The sequence below is a fragment of the Mycobacterium sp. HM-7 genome (assembly GCF_053852335.1).
This window is the reverse complement of record NZ_CM132657.1, coordinates 1,833,564-1,851,672: the sequence shown is the minus strand read 5'-3', so window position 1 is coordinate 1,851,672 and position 18,109 is coordinate 1,833,564. Positions and strand designations below refer to the sequence as shown.

Sequence of the window (18,109 nt, the reverse complement as noted above, 5' to 3'; positions counted from 1 at the left end):
GGTGGCCAGCCAGGCCGCGACCGCCAGGCCGCCATAGCCACCGAGCTTGGCAACTCTCGGACAGGCGTGGGACGCGGGCACGTCGGGTGCGGCGGCGGCGAACAGCGGGTTGATACGAGAACTGGTACTGGCCATGGGCTTTGGCTCCGTTGCCGTTGGGTTGATTCCTATTCAGTTGGTTGCGATGCAGTTGGCGCGAAAGGGATTACTTGAGCATGCTTCCGGCGTCGACAGTCATGGGAAGACCTGTCACATAACGGGATTCGTCCGACGCCAGGAACAGCACGGCATTGCTGATGTCCACTGGCTCGACCCAGCCCACCGGCAGCACGTGCATCATCTGTGCGACGACCTTCATGTCGTCCGGGCCCGGGTTCTCCAGGTCGGGACGGAACAGCTTCATGGTGCCCTCGTTCATGAACAGCGGGGTGTTCACGTTCGTCGGGTGCACCGAGTTCACCCGGATCGAGTGGTGACCCAGCTCCACGGCGAAGGTCCGCATCAACCCGACCACACCATGCTTGGCCGCGATGTAGTGCCCCGTGTGCGGGTAGGCCTTGAGTCCGCCCACCGAGCTGGTCAGAATGATCGAGCCACCTTGACCCTGCGAAATAAGATGCGGCACTGCGGCTTTGACCGACTTCCAGACGCCGGAGAGGTTGACGTCGATCATGTCGGTCCAGTCTTCTTCGCTGGTGTGGTCCAGCGTCTGGCCGCCGTTGCCGATACCGGCATTGGCGCAGATGATGTCCAGCCGGCCGAGCTGTTCGACGCCGTTGTCGACAGCAGCCTTGACCGCGGCGTAGTCGCGCACGTCGACCTCGGCGGTGACGATGCGCCGGTTCAGCTGCTTGACCAGATCCGCCGTTTCGGCGAGGTCGTCCCGCGTCGCGGGTGCGATCTGGGGGTTGCTGCTCACGGGACCGCAGATGTCGATGGCGATGATGTCGGCGCCCTCTTCGGCGAGCCGCACCGCGTGACTACGCCCCTGACCACGGGCCGCTCCGGTGATGAATGCGACCTTGCCCTCTACCCGTCCCGCCATGAATCCACCTCGCTGTTGGTTGTCGCCGCCGCCGCAGAAAGGCGGTTCGGTCCGTCGACGCAAAATTTGGTCGATCGATCAGGAACCATTGCACGAGACGCCGCACAGTGTCAATGACGAGATGTGATGAAGGTGGTGGCGTCGCCGCGCAGGCGAGCCCACCGACCCAGCCGGCCGAAGGTCAGTCGCGCACGACTTCCGCGGACTTCGTCAGCAGCGCGATCTGCCGGTCGATGAAGTCGCGGAGTTCCTCGTGACCACGGGTCACACCGACCGCGGCCTCGTTGCCGACACTGCGCGCGATCTGGGCGACGATCATGGACAGCACCACCGGCGGGTAGGCGGTCAAATCCACGCCGCCGGACCGCAGAACGAGGGTCACCGCTGCGGTCTCGATGTCCCGCACGCGCTCCGAGTAGGCCTTCAATTCGACACCAACAGCCTTGCGGTGGTTGGCCAATGCCATGAATTCAGTGCTCAGCACCGTCTGCCGCGGATCACTGTTGATGCGCCACAACGCCCGCAGCGGGTCCTCGTCGAGCAACACTTCCCGCAGCCGTTCCAGCGCCACTTCCCCGCCCGCGCGCAGCGCTTCGACGAACAGGTCGTCCATGGTCGGGAAGTAGTAATAGACCAGCGCCTGCTTGACGCCGGCCTGGGCGGCGACCCGCCGCGAGGTGGCCGCGGCGTACCCCTCGTCGTGCATGATCTGCACCGTCGCCTCGATCAGGCGCTGCCGGGCGCCGCCGTCATCGGCCTTCGATTTCCGCGCCTGGGTCATCGACGAGCCCGCCCCGAAATGCTTGACCGGCCGTCGCGGCGCGTGATAGGCATACGGCAGTCTAACATTTTGATCGATCGATCAGGAGTTGCTGTCATGCAGCCCAAGTCCACAGTGGCCGACCTCGCCGACGTCGACTACTTCACGAACCCCGATATCGCCCAGGACCCGTACGCGTACTGGGATCATCTGCGTCAGCAGGGGCCTGTCGTTCGCGAACCGCACTACGGCGTGGTGGCGGTGACCGGGTACCAAGAAGTCCAGGCCGCCTTCAAGGATGTCGACTCGTTCTCGGCGGTCAATGCCATCGGCGGCCCGTTCCCGCCGCTCCCGTTCACCCCGGACGGGGACGACATCAGCGAGCTCATCGAGGCGCACCGTCACGAGTTCCCGATCTTCGAACACATGGTGGTGATGGATCCGCCCGAGCACGAGAACGCCCGATCCCTGCTGAGCCGGCTGTTGACACCACGGCGCCTGCAGGAGAATTCGGACTACATGTGGGGCCTCGCCGACCGGCAGTTCGACGAGTTCATCGCGAACGGCCGGTGCGAATTCCTCGGCGAGTACGGCAAGCCGTTCGCCACGCTGGCGATCGCGGACCTGCTCGGCGTGCCCGAGGATGATCGCCCCGAGATACGGCGCAACCTCGGAGCCGGCAACGTGCCGGGATCCGCGGTCGGTGCCCTGGACCACGAGCCTGTGGGCTCCAATCCCCTTCAGTACCTTGACGATCTGTTCAGCGGCTATATCGCCGACCGGCGCGAGAACCCGCGCGAGGATGTGCTGACCGGGCTGGCGACCGCAACCTATCCCGACGGCTCCGTCCCGCCGCTGCTGGAGGTGGTTCGCCCGGCGACGTTCCTGTTCGCCGCCGGCCAGGAAACCGTGACGAAGCTGCTCAGCTCCGCGGTCAAGGTGCTGGGCGACAACCCCGAGCTCCAGCAGCACCTGCGGGAGAACCGCGACCTGATCTCCCCTTTCATCGAGGAGGCACTGCGCATCGAGAGCCCCACCAAGGTCGACTTCCGTCTCTGCCGCAAGTCCACCACCCTGGGCGGCGTGCCGGTCAAGGCCGGCACCGTGATGATGCTGTGTCTCGGGGCGGCCAACCGGGACCCCCGAAAGTTCGAGAATCCCAACGAGTTCCGACTCGATCGCAAGAACGTCCGCGAACACATCGCCTTCGGCCGTGGCATTCACACGTGTGCCGGCGCTCCCCTGGCCCGGGTCGAGGGCCGCGTCACCATCAACCGCCTGCTCGACCGCACACGCGACATCCGGATCAGTGAGGCCAAGCACGGCGCACCCGGCAACCGCAACTACGGCTACGAGCCGACGTTCCTCCTGCGCGGCCTCACCGAGCTGCACATCGAATTCACCGAGGCGCGGCGATGACGGTGCAGTCGGTCCTGGATGACATCGCAAGTCGGCCCGGAACCGGCGACGTCATCCCGATCATCAACCCCGCCAACGAGGAAGTGATCGCTGAGTTCCGGGACGGCGGCGCCGCAGCCGTCGACGCGGCCGTCACCCGTGCGCGTGAGAGTTTCACGTCGGGCGTGTGGAGCGGGTTGCCCGGTAGTGAGCGGGCGAAAGTGCTGTGGCGAGTGGCCGATCTGATCGACCAGCACGCCGATGAACTCGCCCAGATCGATTCGCTGAACACGGGAATGCCGTATTTCCAGGCATCCATGATCATGTCGACGTGCGCCGAATCGTTCCGCTACTACGCGGGCTGGTGCACCAAGCTCAACGGCATCGCCCACGACGTGCAGCAGACCGGTGGCATCACGGGGGCGTTCACCACGATGCACGCGTACACCCTCAAGGAGCCGTACGGGGTGGTCGGGCTGATCTTCCCGTGGAACGGGCCGGTATTCAACGCCTGCACCAAGCTCGCACCTGCGCTCGCCGCGGGGTGCAGTTGCATCGTCAAACCCGCTGAGGAAACCCCGCTTTCGGCCCTGCTGCTGGAGCGAATCCTCGCCGAGGCCGGCGTGCCGGACGGCGTGGTCAACCTCGTCACCGGATACGGCCACACTGTCGGGGCGGCGATCACTGCACATCCCGGCGTCGACAAGGTGGCCTTCACCGGCTCCACCGAGGTGGGCAAGCAGATCGTGCAGGCCGCCGGCGGCGGCAACCTCAAGCGGGTCGCGCTCGAATTGGGCGGCAAGTCACCGGTTCTGATCTACGACGATGCCGACCTGGACACCGCCATCACGATGGCGGCAATGGGCATCTTCATCCATTCCGGGCAGGGCTGCATCAGCGGATCGCGAATCTTCGCGCAGCGCAATGTGTACGAGAAGGTGGTCGAGGGCGTCGCCAACATCGCGAACTCGGTGAAGCTCGGTGCACCGACAGAGGACGGCGTCCTCATCGGCCCGATCATCAGCGCCAAGCAACTCGACCAGGTGCTGGGCTTCATCGACGGGGGCCGCCGGGATGGCGTTGAGATAGTCGCCGGCGGAAACCGGCTGGATCGCAGTGGGTTCTTCGTGCACCCAACGGTTCTCACCGATGTCGCGCCGACCGCGCGGCTGTACCAGCAGGAGATCTTCGGTCCGGTGGTCGCGATCCTGCCGTTCGATGACGACGACGAAGTCGTGGCCCTCGCCAACGATTCCGAGTACGGGCTGGCCGCGACGGCCTGGACCAAGGACATCGGCCGCGCACACCGGCTCGCCAAACGTCTCGACGCCGGCACCGTCACGCTGAACTGCCAGATGGTGTTCGACCATTCGATGCCGTTCGGCGGCTACAAGCAGTCCGGTTGGGGCCACGAGTGGGGACGCGACGGCATCGAGAGCTTCCTGAAGACCAAGACGGTTTACGCCCAACTTTGAGTGCACGACAAGGAGTTCAGATGGGATCGTTGGACGGGAAAGTTGCTTTCATCACCGGAGCGGCCCGTGGACAAGGGCGCAGCCACGCCGTGCACCTGGCAAGGGAAGGTGCGGACATCATCGCTGTGGACATCTGCGCCGATATCGCCTCGAACGGCTACCCCATGGCCAGCCGTGACGAACTCGACGAAACCGCGGAACTGGTCGAATCAGCGGGCGGCAAGATCGTCGCCGCGGTCGCCGACGTCCGCGACTTCGCCGCACTCAAGTCGGCGCTGGACGCCGGCGTCGAGCAGTTCGGCCGTCTCGACATCGTCTGCGCCAACGCCGGTATCGCGACGATGGCGTTCCGTGAACTGACCATCGAAGAAGAACTCGAGATGTGGACCGACGTCATCGACGTCAATCTGACCGGCGCCCTGCACACCGCCAAGGCGGCGATCCCGCATCTCATCAACGGCGGGCGCGGCGGGTCCATCGTCTTCACCAGCTCGACAGCGGGTTTGAAGGGCTTCGGCGGTTCACAGGCCGGCGGCCTGGGCTATGCGGCATCCAAGCACGGAATTGTCGGGCTGATGCGGACTCTGGCCAATGCGCTGGCGCCGCAGAGCATTCGGGTAAACACCGTGCACCCGACCGCGGTCAACACCATGATGGCAGTGAACCCGGTGATGACGGCATTCTTGGAGAACTACCCCGACGGCGGACCACACCTGCAGAACCCCATGCCGGTCGGGTTGCTCGAGCCTGAAGACATCAGTCATGCCGTGGCCTTCCTGGTGTCCGATGCCGCGCAATACATCACCGGAGTCACCCTCCCGGTCGACGCCGGCTTCTGCAACAAGCTATGAGCACGGCAACCGGACGAGTCGCCGGTAAGAAGATCCTGATCACGGGCGCAGCACGCGGAATGGGCCGCAGCCACGCCACGCGCCTGGCCGAGGAGGGTGCCGATCTCCTCCTCGTGGACGTCTGCGCGTCCCTCTCGGTCCTGGAGTACCCACTGGCTACCCGCGAGGACCTCGACGAAACCGCCAGGCTTGTCCGGGAATACGGCCGCCGCGCCGTGACACACGTCGTCGATGTTCGCGATGCCGACGCAATGCGGGCCGCGGTTGACGACGGCGTCCGGCAGCTGGGCGGTCTCGACGGTGCCGTTGCCAACGCCGGTGTACTCACGGCGGGAACGTGGGACGCCACTACCGCCGAACAATGGCGCACCGTCGTCGATGTGAACCTGATCGGCACGTGGAACACGTGCTCGGCGGCGCTGCCCCACCTGGTCGACCGCGGCGGCAGCCTCGTCAACATCAGCTCTGCCGCCGGCACCAAAGGCACCCCGCTGCACCTGCCCTACACCGCGTCCAAGCATGGGATCGTGGGACTCAGCAAGAGTCTGGCCAATGAGCTTGCCGCGCAGGGTGTTCGGGTGAACACGGTGCATCCCACCGGGGTACCGACCGGAATGCAGCCAGCTTCCCTGCATGGCCTGATCCGGGATAAACGACCTGATCTGGCACCGCTTTTCGCCAATGCCTTACCGGTCGTCATGGCCGAGCCCATCGATATCAGCAACGCCGTGTTGTACCTGGTGTCCGACGAGTCCCGATACGTCACCGGCCTCGAATTCAAAGTCGACGCCGGCGTCACGATTCGGTGAGCCAGAAAGGAAAAGCATGACGAGACCGGACATCGACCGCGGCCGGCGCGCCTACGCCGACGTCATGACGGTTCCCGCACCATCGCACTCCACACCGGTGGACGATCACCTGATGGATGTGGTCTTCGGCGACGTGTGGCAGCGCCCGGGACTGACCCGGCGTGAACGGCGCTTCATCACCCTCCCCTGTGTCGCGGACGCCGATGCCGAAGACCCGTTGCGCGCGCATGTCTATGCCGCGCTGAACAGCGGCGACATCACGATCCGCGAAATCCGGGAAACCGTACTGCATTTCGCGGTGTACGCCGGGTGGCCGAAGGCGTCCCGCTTCAACACGATCGTCGACCAGGAGTGGAGCCGGATCCATCAGGAGCGGGGCCTGCCGGTGCCCGACCCCGAGGCGCTGTTGCCGCTATCCACTCCCAGCGACCCGGAAGAACGGCTGGCCGTCGGCGCGGAGTGCTTCAAGGACATCAACTGCCTGCCGTTTGCGCCCCACCAGGACAACCCATTCCAAGGCGCCGGCATCCTGAACTTCGTGTTCGGCGAAATGTGGCTGCGGCCTGGGCTGGACCGAAAGGAACGGCGCCTGATCACCGTGGCCTGCGTGGCCTTCCAGGACGCGCCCTTTCCCATCGTCAGCCACGTCTACGCCGCGTTGAAGAGCGGCGATGTGTCGTTCGACGAGATGGACGAACTGACGCTGCATTTCGCCGCGCACTGCGGATGGCCCAAAGCCGCACATCTCAGTCAGGTTGCCGCCGAGCAGAAACGGCGCGTCACCCAGGAATGGGCTGCGGAGGCCGACGAAGCCGGCTGATCACCGGCAGTCAATCAACCCGGAGCCCACCGGTACTTGATGGCGCTTTCGGTCCGCACACGGCACATTGGTGCCACACTGGCGACGTGACGACGACGAACGACATCTACGAACGGCTCGGCGCACTGGAACAGTTGGTCCGACATCTCTACGCACAGACCGGGATTCCGCTACCCGATGTACGGTCGATGGCGCAATCACAGGTATCGGCGCGAGTGCGCGAACTGCTCGCCGCCGGCAACAAGATCGCTGCCATCAAGGCTTACCGCGACGAGGCCGGAGTCGACCTGCCCACCGCGACTCGCGTTATCGAATCGCTCTAAATCCGAGGAGCCTTCGCCATGCTGGCAGTCATCGCAACGATTCCGGACAGCGGAGGTCCCAGGGCGGCGGTGCCGAGCCCGAACGGTGACCGCCTGTACGTCGGGAACATCGCCAACCCGACGGTCTCGGTGATCGCCACGGTAAGCAACACGGTGATCGACACCATCGGACCCGGCGTCGGATTGCAGGGCCTCCAACAATTGGTCGTGCACCCGGACGGTACGCGGCTGTACTGCAACGGCTTCGGTGGGATGTCGACGATCGACATCAACACCAAATCCGTTGTGGCCGTGGTTCCGTTCGACTGGGGCGGACAGGTGGCAATCCACCCCGACGGCTCCACCGTCTACCTCGCTTCGGGCGGCGACAGCAGTGGCAATCCCGACCCGAAGATCATGCTGGTCGACACCGCAACGAATGCCGTGACCGGAACCATCAAAGTTGATGGGGCCTACTATCTGGCCGTCAGCCCCGATGGCGCCCGGCTGTATGTCACGGGCTACAACGACGGACTGATCTGGGCCGTCGACACCGCCACCCACAGCGTGGTCAAGACGTTCGCGTTCAACAAGCCGATCGGCGGATTCGTCGTCAGCCCCGACAACAGTCGTCTCTACGTGTTGGGTGAGGTCAAGTTCGGCATGACCACCAGCAATGTGACCGTGGTTGACGTCGGCACCGGCACGGTCACCACCGGCATCACCTTCCCGCTTGGCCAGGAGCTCACCGACATCGCCGTCGCGCCCGATGGTTCGGCGGTGTACGCCACCCAACTGACCGGCGATGTGAGTCGGATCGACAGTGCCACCATGACCGTGTCGGACACCGTCAAAATCGGGAATTACGCAGGGACCGTTACGGTTTCGCCCGACGGATCGCGGGTCTACGCGACCAACCAGTACAACAACACGGTGTCGGTGCTCGCCCAGCTGCACGTTCCGGCCGGAGGCCTCGACCTGCCCGACCTGGTCGGCAAGCTGTTCGGTGGCGCAGCCGCCGGCGGTGGCGGCTGGTTGGTCATCGGCGACCACTTCATCCCGATCCCACCCCGAGAGCCCGTCCTGCAGGCCATTGCGCGCGCGCTCGCCCCGCACGTCGGCAAGCCGGTGCAGAACCATGAGTTGGGCCAGCGGCTGCGCCGGACTCTGGCGGCCGAACCCGAGGCCCCGAAAATGGCACCCGGCAGCTTCCACCCCGACGAGCACCGTCCGCAGCACTGACTGCGGTCCAACATTTGCGATAGCTCCACACCCAAGCAAATTTGTCGCTACCGTCAATATTGCTTGAGTTCCACACCCTCGGTCAGGAGCTTTCAAATGCATACACTCACAGCCCGTCTGAGCCTGCCCACCGCCGCCGCCGTCATGGCCGCGGGCATCATCGTCACCGCTCCGCCGCCACCCGTGTTGACTGCCCTCCCAGCACCGGTGATTCACAGCGTCCAAATGCCGGACATCCAGCTCACCGCGACGATCGCGGACATCCTGCAGTTCCCCGCGTTCAAGCAGTGGGTCGCCAATCAGATCACCGACTTCGTGACAATCGGGGCGGGCCTGGCCAAAGCAGGCCAGGGCGTCGGGCAGACCATCAGCGCCATCCCGGGACTCGTGGTCACTGTCGCGCAACAGATACTGGCCCGCAACCTCGTGGGCGCCCTCGGCACTGTTGAAGCCGGAGTGATCGGTGCGGTCACCGTCATCGGCGGACCGATCCTGGTGTCCATGATCGCGCGCGACCAACGCGCGCTGGCGGTGGACCAGGCGTTGGTGCAGGCAGTCCCGGTAGCGCTGATCGGTCTCGGCACCGGCCTGCTCGGCGGATTCAACGCCGTCGCGACCTCGGCGATCATCGCCGCCCAGAACGTCGTGGCGGCCCTACTCCCCATCGACATCGGCAATCTCGTCACGGCCGTCGTCGATGGCGTCAAACTCGTCGTCCAGGGCCTCAACACCGGCGCCGGCAACGTGATCAACGGAATCGCCTTCGCGCAGAACACCATCGCCAAGGCGCTCGCGACCCAGCCGGCACCCATCGCAGCCACCACGCCCACGCCGGCAGCAGGGGTCGCGGCCACCGCGATACCGAAGATCACCGCGACGAAGGTCAAGCCCGTACCGACGGCAGCCAAGCCCGCGGCCACCGACCCCAGGGACCCGACGGACACCAAGGACGCCACAGCGCCCGAAGCGCTCTCGAAGGCGACCCCCAGTAAAGGGACAGATACAGACACCAAGCCGGATACCACCGGGGCAGCAACCACCTCAAACGCCGGCCCTGGCACGTCGGACACCGGCAGCAAGACCGAGAAGAAAGCCGGCCCCAAGAAGCCAAAGCCGAAGTTCAGCAAGAAGACCCGCGACCAGAAGACCGCGTCGCCCGCGCCGGCCGCGGCTTGAGGTCCAGTAGAACCCGAGCTGCCGCAGCTATGTGAAATCCATACGGATACAACGTTATCCGCGTCTCGTAGTGCACTGCGGGTCAGCCGCCGTTCACCTTGAGTTCGCACGCTGTCCCTACCATCCGCCCCTACTGCCGTCGCAGCCACGAACGCGCCGAGAGCGCGCCGTGGAACTCGAAAGCAACAGGAGCACAAGGTGATCGACACACTGGATATCGCGCTGCGGATCGCCGCCGGCCTGGGTCTTGGCGCGGCGATCGGGCTCGAGCGACAGTGGCGCTCCCGCAACGCGGGATTACGCACCGCTGCATTGGTCAGCCTGGGGTCGACTCTGTTCGTGATCATGGGCGGCTACACCTTTGCGGGAGAACACGCCGACCCCACCCGGGTCGCCGCCCAGGTCGCATCCGGTATCGGCTTCCTCGGCGCCGGCGTGATCATGCAACAGGGCGCCACGATCTCCGGGCTCAACACCGCGGCCACCCTGTGGGCCTCCGCCGCCATCGGCGCCCTCGCCGGCGGTGGACTGATGCTGCCCGCCGTCATCGGAAGTTGCGCGGTGATCGCCGCCAACATCTTCCTGCGGCCGGTCGGGCGCACGCTGGACCGTCATCGCCGCCCGGGCGCCGAAGAGTCCTCTGCCGAATACCGATTCGAGGTGCGGTGCGCGACGACCGCCGAGCTCCACATCCGCAGTCTCATCTTCGATGCCATCTCGCACCCCAACCTCACGGTGCGATCCATCGCCGCGGTCGACCTGCCCGACGACGAAGGGGTCCGCATCACGGCCACCGTCATCGCCGACGAACGCGATGACCACCGCATCGAGGCCGCCCTCGCCGATGTCATCAAGGCGCCCGCTGTCACCGCGGTGCGCTGGAGCGCCGACGACATGAGCCCGGTCGACTAGAAACAGCCCTGCCGGTCGACAAAACGGCTGCCAGGGGAAATTTGGTGGGCGCGGACGGTATCGAACCGCCGACCGCTGGTGTGTAAAACCAGAGCTCTACCACTGAGCTACGCGCCCCGCCTCGGGCACGCTACACGCCGATGGCGGCCAAGGGAAAATCAGTCGAGCGCGGTCAGCGCCGAAACCCAGACCGACTGATCCCGCGCCTCGCCCGGTGACGTGCACTCCGCGAACCGCACCACACCGTTCCGATCCACGAGGAATGTCCCCCGGTCCGGATAGCCGGCGTCAGCGTTGAAAACCCCGTAAAGCTGGGACACCGCGCCATGCGGCCAGAAGTCGGACAGGATCGGGAACTCGAAGCCCGACTCCCGGGCCCACACCTTGTGGGTGGCCGGCGGGCCGACCGAGATGGTCAGCGTTTCCACCGAGGAATTCCGATACCGGGCCAGGTTCTCCTGAATCTCACCCAACTCCCCCGCGCACACCGGCGTGAACGCCAGCGGGAAGAACACCAGCAGCACAGACTTGCCACGCAACGCCGACAGCGTCACCGCGCGACCGTGCTGGTCCTTGAGAGTGAAGTCCGGCGCGACGGACCCGACGGCGATCACGATCGCGAACCTGACCACATGGCGAAAATGGGGCCGCAATTCCGCCGCTCAGTCAGGCTCGCGGCGGCGACTTCCCACGAACAACGGATTTGTCGCAGAGAGACGGGCCCTTCGGACCTACCTTGCGACGCCTCCCGAGCGCCGACCACTAGTGCCGGCCCGCAGCCTTCGACTTGGGCTGCACGAGGCGGCTGGCGATCCAGTCCCCGAGGTTGGCCGACGACGTGACGACCAGCCCGGCGGTCGGTGCCGACTCCGCGATCTCGGCAGGCTGGACGTGGCCACCCTTGCCGGTCTTCGGAGTCACCACCCAGATCACGCCGTCATCGGCGAGCGGGGTGATCGCATCCATCAAGCGGTCCACCAGGTCACCGTCATCGTCACGCCACCACAGCAGCACGACGTCCACGACTTCGTCAGAATCCTCGTCGAGAAGCTCTCCGCCGCACGCATCTTCGATGTCGAGACGGATGTCGTCGTCGGTGTCCTCGTCCCAACCCAGCTCCTGGACGATCTGATTTTTATGAATGCCCAGTCTCTGGGCGTAGTTCGGCGCGTCCGCCGGGGCCACCGGTGTCCTCCTCTAACCTGCTTGTTTGCAGTCCGTGTGTGTGGAACCCAATAGTCGCACGCGGCGACGATTCATTCGACGCAAGACACATCTTTGGTCGACAAGATCAGCGCGTGTCCTACCCGCACGCTGTCTCGGTGGTCGACTTGGCGTTGTTGAACGCGTCGACCGCCGCATTGAAATCAGAGGTCGACGCGTTGGTGCTGATCGCCGTCGCCAGCGCCTGCGCCGCCGCCGACCAGCCGGCAAGCGCTCCCTTGAGGGTGTCGGACTGCACCGTCGTCGCACTCTTGGTCACCGCGTCGGCGGCGTGGTGCAGTGCGTCGACCGCGGCCTGCAGCTTGGCGGGGTCGGTGCCGCCGGCGTTCTCGGCGTCGACGTAAGCATTGACCGCTTGCATGGCCGGCTTGCCGGTGTCGACGAACGTCTGGCAGGCAGCCTCTGTCGCCGCCGCGGAAGCGCTCGACGAACTCGCACTGGCCGCCGCTGCCGCCGACAGCGACACCGAGGTGCGGTACGCCGCCGCGCCGGGCTGGTCGACCGTGGAACTGCCCTGGACAGACTTACTGCAGCCGACGATCACCATGGCGGATACCGCCACGCCCCCGAACACCAAAGCGGCTGCGCGAAGCCGCGACACACCTGCCGCGCTGGTCATCATCAGCTGACCGTACAGGGTCGATGTGCCAATCCGGGTCATCCGAACGCGTACTCGCCGGTAGCCCACCCCAACGCCTAATCTGCGCAACGATGGGGGGACGATGGGCAGTGCCAAAAGCATCCCCAAAATCGAATACCAAGGAGTGGCAGTTGACCACTGAGTTCGTGCGCCAAGACCTGGCTCAAAACTCCAGTACCTCAGCCGAACCCGACCGGGTCCGGGTGATCCGTGATGGCGTCGCGTCGTACCTACCCGACATCGACCCAGACGAGACCGCCGAATGGCTGGAATCGTTCGACGACCTGTTGGGTCGCTCGGGGCCCGCGCGTGCCCGCTACCTGATGCTTCGGCTGTTGGAGCGCTCGCGTGAGATGCGCGTCTCCATCCCCGCGCTGACGTCCACCGACTACGTCAACACCATCCCCACCGACTTGGAGCCGTGGTTCCCCGGTGACGAAGAGGTCGAGCGCCGCTTCCGCCGCTGGATCCGCTGGAACGCCGCGATCATGGTGCACCGCGCGCAGCGGCCGGGAGTCGGTGTGGGCGGCCATATTTCGACGTACGCGTCGTCGGCTTCGCTGTACGAGGTCGGCTTCAACCACTTCTTCCGCGGCAAGAACCACCCGGGCGGTGGCGACCAGATCTTCATCCAGGGCCACGCCTCCCCCGGCATCTACGCCCGCGCCTTCCTCGAGGGCCGCCTGTCGACCGACCAGCTGGACGGTTTCCGCCAAGAGCACAGCCACGCCGGTGGCGGCCTGCCGTCGTACCCGCACCCCCGCCTGATGCCCGATTTCTGGGAATTCCCCACGGTGTCAATGGGTTTGGGCCCGATGAACGCCATCTACCAGGCGCGCTTCAACCATTACCTGCACGACCGCGGACTCAAGGACACCAGCGATCAGCACGTGTGGGCGTTCCTCGGCGACGGCGAGATGGACGAGCCCGAGAGCCGCGGCCTGATCCAGGTCGCCGCCAACGAGGCGCTCGACAACCTCACGTTCGTCGTCAACTGCAACCTGCAGCGTCTGGACGGCCCGGTCCGCGGTAACGGCAAGATCATCCAGGAACTGGAGTCGTTCTTCCGTGGCGCCGGCTGGAACGTCATCAAGGTGGTGTGGGGCCGCGAATGGGACGCCCTGCTGCACGCCGACAAGGACGGCGCGCTGGTGAACCTGATGAACGTCACGCCCGACGGTGACTACCAGACCTACAAGGCCAACGACGGCGCGTACGTCCGCGACCACTTCTTCGGCCGCGACCCGCGTACCAAGGCGCTGGTCGACCCGATGACCGACCAGGAGATCTGGAACCTCAAGCGCGGCGGCCACGACTACCGGAAGCTGTACGCCGCCTACCGCGCGGCCATGGAGCACAAGGGCCAGCCGACGGTCATCCTGGCCAAGACCATCAAGGGCTACACCCTGGGCAGCCACTTCGAGGGCCGCAACGCGACGCACCAGATGAAGAAGCTGGCGCTCGACGACCTCAAGAAGTTCCGCGACGCGACGCGGGTGCCGATCACCGACGCCCAGCTCGAGGAGAACCCGTACCTGCCGCCGTACTACCACCCCGGCACCGAGTCGCCGGAGCTCCGGTACATGCTCGACCGGCGTCGGACACTGGGCGGCTTCCTGCCGGAGCGGCGCACCAAGTCCAAGCCGCTGCCGCTGCCGGGCCGCGACACCTACAAATCGCTGAAGAAGGGCTCGGGCAACCAGGCTGTCGCCACCACCATGGCGACGGTGCGTACCTTCAAAGAACTGTTGCGGGACAAGAACATCGGGCCGCGCATCGTGCCGATCATCCCCGACGAGGCCCGCACGTTCGGCATGGACTCGTGGTTCCCGAGCCTGAAGATCTACAACCGCAACGGCCAGCTCTACACGGCCGTGGACGCCGATCTGATGTTGGCGTACAAGGAATCCGAGGTCGGCCAGATCCTGCACGAGGGCATCAACGAGGCCGGTTCGACGGCGTCGTTCACCGCGGTGTCGACGTCGTACGCCACGCACGACCTGCCGATGATCCCGATCTACATCTTCTATTCGATGTTCGGGTTCCAGCGCACCGGTGACGGGTTCTGGGCGGCGGCCGACCAGATGGGCCGCGGCTTCGTACTGGGCGCCACCGCCGGGCGCACGACGCTCACCGGCGAGGGCCTGCAGCACGCGGACGGGCACTCGCTGCTGCTGGCCTCGACCAACCCCGCGGTGGTGGCCTACGACCCGGCGTTCGCGTACGAGATCGCGTACATCATCGAGAGCGGTCTCGAGCGCATGTTCGGCGAGGACCCGGAGAACGTCTACTTCTACATCACCATCTACAACGAGCCGTACATCCAGCCGGCCGAGCCCGAGAACTTCGACCCCGAGGGCGTGCTGCGCGGTATGTACCGGTTCCGCGCCGCGACCGAGAAGCGTTCGAGCACAGCGCAGATCCTGGCCTCGGGGGTCTCGATGCCCGACGCGCTGCGGGCGGCGGACATGCTGGCCGCGGACTGGGATGTGGCGGCCGACGTGTGGTCGGTGACGAGCTGGGGCGAGCTGAACCGCGACGGCGTCGCCATCGACCGGCATGCGCTGCGGCACCCGGACCAGCAGGCGCCGGTGCCGTATGTGACTGCCCAGCTCGCGAAGACCGCGGGGCCCGTGGTGGCGGTGTCCGACTGGATGCGAGCGGTACCTGAGCAGATCCGGCCGTGGGTGCCGAACACCTACGTCACCCTCGGCACCGACGGGTTCGGCTTCTCCGACACCCGCCCGGCGGCCCGGCGCTACTTCAACACCGACGCCGAGTCGGTGGTGGTGGCGGTGCTGGAGGCACTGGCTCGCGACGGCGAGATCGACCCGTCGGTGGCCGTCGCGGCCGCCAAGCAGTACCGGATCGACGACGTCTCGGCTGCCGAGGTGTCGTACGCCGACACCGGCAGCGCCTAGGCCCTACATGCGCCGACATGACGGTTTCTGACGAAAAACGCCCGATACCCGTCAGGAACCGTCATCTCGGCGCGCCAGGATTGGCGGAAATCTCCAGAAATCAGGCGTAGCTTTTAGCCATGCCCGACAACGCAGCCGGCAAGCGGTTCGTTCCTCCCAAGTCGACGCTCGAAGTGCTGGAGAACGTTCCGGAAACGGTGCTGCGTCGCCTCAAGCAGTACTCCGGCACATTGGCCACGCAGGCGGTGCACGCCCTCGAAGAGCGGCTGCCGTTCTTCGCCGAGTTGGAGGCCTCCCAGCGCGCCAGCGTCCATCTGGTGGTGCAGACCGCGGTCGTCAACTTCGTCGAGTGGATGCGCGACCCGAACAGCGACGTCAGCTACACCGCCGAGGCCTTCGAGGTGGTGCCCCAGGATCTGCGCCGCCGGATCGCGCTACGGCAGTCGGTGGAGATGGTGCGGACCACCATGGAGTTCTTCGAGGAAGTGGTGCCGCTGCTGGCCCGCACCGAGGAGCAGCTGACCGCGCTGACCGCCGGCATCCTGCGGTACAGCCGCGACCTGGCGTTCGCGGCGGCCAGCGCCTACGCAGACCAGGCCGAGGCCCGCGGCGCCTGGGACACTCGAATGGAGGCCAACGTCGTCGACGCCGTGGTGCGCGGCGATGTCGGCACCAGTCTGCAGTCACAAGCTGCGGCACTGAACTGGGACGCCACCGCCCCCGCGACCGTCGTGGTGGGTTTCCCGCAGCCCGACCGCGCCGACCTGGCCGGCGAGGACGTCCACGACGTCGCCATCCGCCACGGCCGGGTCGCGTTGTCCGACGTGCACGGCACCTGGCTGGTGGCGATCGTGTCCGGCCCGATCGCTCCCACGGACCGCTTCCTGGGCGAGCTGATGGCCGTGTTCGCCGACGGTCCCGTGGTGGTCGGGCCCACCGCCGCGACGCTGGCGGCAGCGCACTACAGCGCCACCGAAGCCATCGCGGGGATGAATGCGGTGAGCGGCTGGACCGGTGCACCCCGGCCGGTGCCGGCCCGCGAGCTACTGCCCGAACGCGCGTTGCTGGGCGATCGCTCGGCCATCGCCGCTCTGGAATTGGAGGTGGTCCGACCGCTGGCAGACGCGGGTCCGGCGCTTTCTGAGACGCTCGACGCCTATCTCGATACCGGCGGCGCCATAGAAGCGTGCGCCCGTAAATTGTTCGTTCATCCAAACACCGTCCGCTACCGCCTCCGTCGGATCGCCGACTTCACCGGCCGCGATCCGATGGTGCCCAGGGATGCGTATGTGCTTCGTGTGGCCTCGACAGTAGGCCGATTGAGCCGTCACACGGCGCAAACCAACCAATAAACCGCCTGATCAGGACACCCGAAACAGGGCTACCCAGCGGTAACTAGCGGTCCGGCAGAGTGATCCACATCGCAGGGAGGTCTCGCCGACGTTGCATAACGTGCGTTTTTGTAGACATTCCACAAAACTTTAAGACGAGGTTCATAATCTCTTACACGGCATAAAACCCGCTTCACAGTGTTTTCTTAATCCGTGCCTCAAACACCTGTGCTTGCGCTGCTTGCCCCCGGGCAGGGATCTCAGACGCCCGGCATGCTCACCCCTTGGTTGGAGCTGCCCGGCGCTGCTGACCGTCTCGCCACCTGGTCGCAGATCAGCGGCCTGGATCTGGCCCAGCTGGGCACCACGGCGACCGCCGAGCAGATCACCGACACCGCGGTGACCCAGCCCCTGGTCGTCGCGGCCACGCTGCTGGCATACGAAGAACTGACCAAGCGCGGCCTGCTGGCCGGAGCCACCACGATTGTGGCCGGCCACTCGGTCGGCGAGATCGCCGCCTACGCCATCGCGGGCGTCATCTCCGCCGACGAGGCCATCAAGCTCGCTGCCACCCGTGGCGCGGAGATGGCCAAGGCCTGTGCCCTGGAGCCCACCGGCATGGCTGCGGTGCTCGGCGGCGACGAGGCCGAGGTGCTTGCCCGTCTCGAAGCTCTCGAACTGGTCCCGGCCAACCGCAACGCGGCGGGTCAGATCGTCGCCGCCGGTGCCGTCTCGGCGCTGGAGAAGCTGGCCGAGGATCCGCCGGCCAAGGCCCGCGTCCGGGTGCTGGCCACCGCCGGCGCCTTCCACACGCACTTCATGGGCTCGGCGCAGGAGCCGTACGCGGCTGCCGCGGCGACCGTGACCCCCGGCGAGCCGACCACCACCCTGCTGTCCAACGCCGACGGCCAGCCCGTCACCGACGCCGCCGACGCCATGGCCAAGCTGGTTGCCCAGATGACCCGCCCGGTGCGTTGGGACCTCTGCTCGGCCACCCTGCGCGAGCGGTTCGACGGTCAGGAAGTGACCGGCATCATCGAGTTCCCGCCGGCCGGCACCCTCGCCGGTATCGCCAAGCGCGAAGTCAAGGGCGTGCCCACCTTCGCCATCAAGACACCTGCAGACCTGGACGGACTCACCGAGTTCTGACAGGCCCGCTTGCCGCAACAACCAACCCGGCACACCAACTCCGGTGTGCCGGCA

General features: G+C 66.1%; 17 protein-coding genes and 1 tRNA gene. 12 read left to right on the top strand and 6 right to left on the bottom strand.

The window, feature by feature from the left end; translation table 11 throughout:
* Positions 1-205 precede the first annotated feature (205 nt).
* Together ACWW1C_RS08850 and ACWW1C_RS08845 are read right to left on the bottom strand one after the other, a co-directional pair.
* On the bottom strand, positions 206-1,045 hold the full coding sequence (locus ACWW1C_RS08850; RefSeq protein ID WP_226521361.1) for a mycofactocin-coupled SDR family oxidoreductase: 840 nt from the start codon (positions 1,043-1,045) through the stop codon (positions 206-208).
* A 181-nt stretch (positions 1,046-1,226) separates the two neighbouring features.
* Positions 1,227-1,826 carry a TetR/AcrR family transcriptional regulator gene (locus ACWW1C_RS08845; RefSeq protein ID WP_455983080.1) on the bottom strand — a complete coding sequence of 200 codons (600 nt, stop codon included), beginning with the start codon at positions 1,824-1,826 and terminating at the stop codon, positions 1,227-1,229.
* Positions 1,827-1,940: 114 nt separating this feature from the next.
* Here ACWW1C_RS08845 and ACWW1C_RS08840 point away from each other — a divergent pair, with 114 nt between their 5' ends.
* From ACWW1C_RS08840 to ACWW1C_RS08800, 9 genes are all read left to right on the top strand, one after another.
* Positions 1,941-3,224 (top strand): cytochrome P450, encoded by a 1,284-nt coding sequence (locus ACWW1C_RS08840; protein ID WP_455984204.1) that lies wholly within the window; start codon positions 1,941-1,943, stop codon positions 3,222-3,224.
* Complete coding sequence (locus tag ACWW1C_RS08835; protein WP_455983079.1) at positions 3,221-4,678, top strand: aldehyde dehydrogenase family protein; 1,458 nt, start codon at positions 3,221-3,223, stop codon at positions 4,676-4,678. The genes ACWW1C_RS08840 and ACWW1C_RS08835 overlap by 4 nt, the downstream gene beginning before the upstream one ends.
* Before the next feature lie 20 nt (positions 4,679-4,698).
* Entirely contained in the window at positions 4,699-5,529 is an 831-nt protein-coding gene (locus tag ACWW1C_RS08830; RefSeq protein WP_455983078.1) for a mycofactocin-coupled SDR family oxidoreductase, read from the top strand.
* Positions 5,526-6,338, top strand: a complete 813-nt coding sequence (locus ACWW1C_RS08825) for a mycofactocin-coupled SDR family oxidoreductase (RefSeq protein ID WP_455983077.1) — start codon at positions 5,526-5,528, stop codon at positions 6,336-6,338. The genes ACWW1C_RS08830 and ACWW1C_RS08825 overlap by 4 nt, the downstream gene beginning before the upstream one ends.
* A gap of 16 nt (positions 6,339-6,354) precedes the next feature.
* Positions 6,355-7,158: a carboxymuconolactone decarboxylase family protein gene (locus ACWW1C_RS08820; protein WP_455983076.1), complete on the top strand. Its 804-nt coding sequence runs from the start codon at positions 6,355-6,357 to the stop codon at positions 7,156-7,158.
* 86 nt (positions 7,159-7,244) lie between these two features.
* Entirely contained in the window at positions 7,245-7,481 is a 237-nt protein-coding gene (locus tag ACWW1C_RS08815; RefSeq protein WP_455983075.1) for a hypothetical protein, read from the top strand.
* An 18-nt stretch (positions 7,482-7,499) separates the two neighbouring features.
* Positions 7,500-8,702 (top strand): hypothetical protein, encoded by a 1,203-nt coding sequence (locus ACWW1C_RS08810; RefSeq protein WP_455983074.1) that lies wholly within the window; start codon positions 7,500-7,502, stop codon positions 8,700-8,702.
* A gap of 96 nt (positions 8,703-8,798) precedes the next feature.
* Positions 8,799-9,878: a hypothetical protein gene (locus ACWW1C_RS08805; RefSeq protein WP_455983073.1), complete on the top strand. Its 1,080-nt coding sequence runs from the start codon at positions 8,799-8,801 to the stop codon at positions 9,876-9,878.
* Between the two features lie 201 nt (positions 9,879-10,079).
* Complete coding sequence (locus tag ACWW1C_RS08800; RefSeq protein ID WP_455984203.1) at positions 10,080-10,790, top strand: MgtC/SapB family protein; 711 nt, start codon at positions 10,080-10,082, stop codon at positions 10,788-10,790.
* Between the two features lie 42 nt (positions 10,791-10,832).
* Here ACWW1C_RS08800 and ACWW1C_RS08795 read toward each other — a convergent pair.
* From ACWW1C_RS08795 to ACWW1C_RS08780, 4 genes are all read right to left on the bottom strand, one after another.
* Positions 10,833-10,907: transfer RNA gene (locus tag ACWW1C_RS08795), tRNA-Val, on the bottom strand.
* 41 nt (positions 10,908-10,948) lie between these two features.
* Positions 10,949-11,422: a peroxiredoxin gene (locus ACWW1C_RS08790; RefSeq protein WP_455983072.1), complete on the bottom strand. Its 474-nt coding sequence runs from the start codon at positions 11,420-11,422 to the stop codon at positions 10,949-10,951.
* Positions 11,423-11,552: 130 nt separating this feature from the next.
* Positions 11,553-11,975, bottom strand: coding sequence for a DUF3052 domain-containing protein (locus tag ACWW1C_RS08785; protein ID WP_455983071.1), 423 nt, complete (start codon positions 11,973-11,975; stop codon positions 11,553-11,555).
* Positions 11,976-12,093: 118 nt separating this feature from the next.
* Positions 12,094-12,636 carry a hypothetical protein gene (locus ACWW1C_RS08780; protein WP_455983070.1) on the bottom strand — a complete coding sequence of 181 codons (543 nt, stop codon included), beginning with the start codon at positions 12,634-12,636 and terminating at the stop codon, positions 12,094-12,096.
* Between the two features lie 149 nt (positions 12,637-12,785).
* Between ACWW1C_RS08780 and aceE the strand changes: the two genes are divergently transcribed.
* The 3 genes from aceE to ACWW1C_RS08765 all read left to right on the top strand — a co-directional run bounded on the left by aceE (position 12,786) and on the right by ACWW1C_RS08765 (position 18,055).
* On the top strand, positions 12,786-15,575 hold the full coding sequence (gene aceE / locus ACWW1C_RS08775) for a pyruvate dehydrogenase (acetyl-transferring), homodimeric type (RefSeq protein WP_455983069.1): 2,790 nt from the start codon (positions 12,786-12,788) through the stop codon (positions 15,573-15,575).
* 119 nt (positions 15,576-15,694) lie between these two features.
* The gene (locus tag ACWW1C_RS08770) at positions 15,695-16,927 is read left to right on the top strand and encodes a PucR family transcriptional regulator (RefSeq protein ID WP_455983068.1); all 1,233 of its coding nucleotides are present in this window, start codon (positions 15,695-15,697) and stop codon (positions 16,925-16,927) included.
* Positions 16,928-17,134: 207 nt separating this feature from the next.
* Complete coding sequence (locus tag ACWW1C_RS08765) at positions 17,135-18,055, top strand: ACP S-malonyltransferase (protein ID WP_455984202.1); 921 nt, start codon at positions 17,135-17,137, stop codon at positions 18,053-18,055.
* Positions 18,056-18,109: the final 54 nt, after the last annotated feature.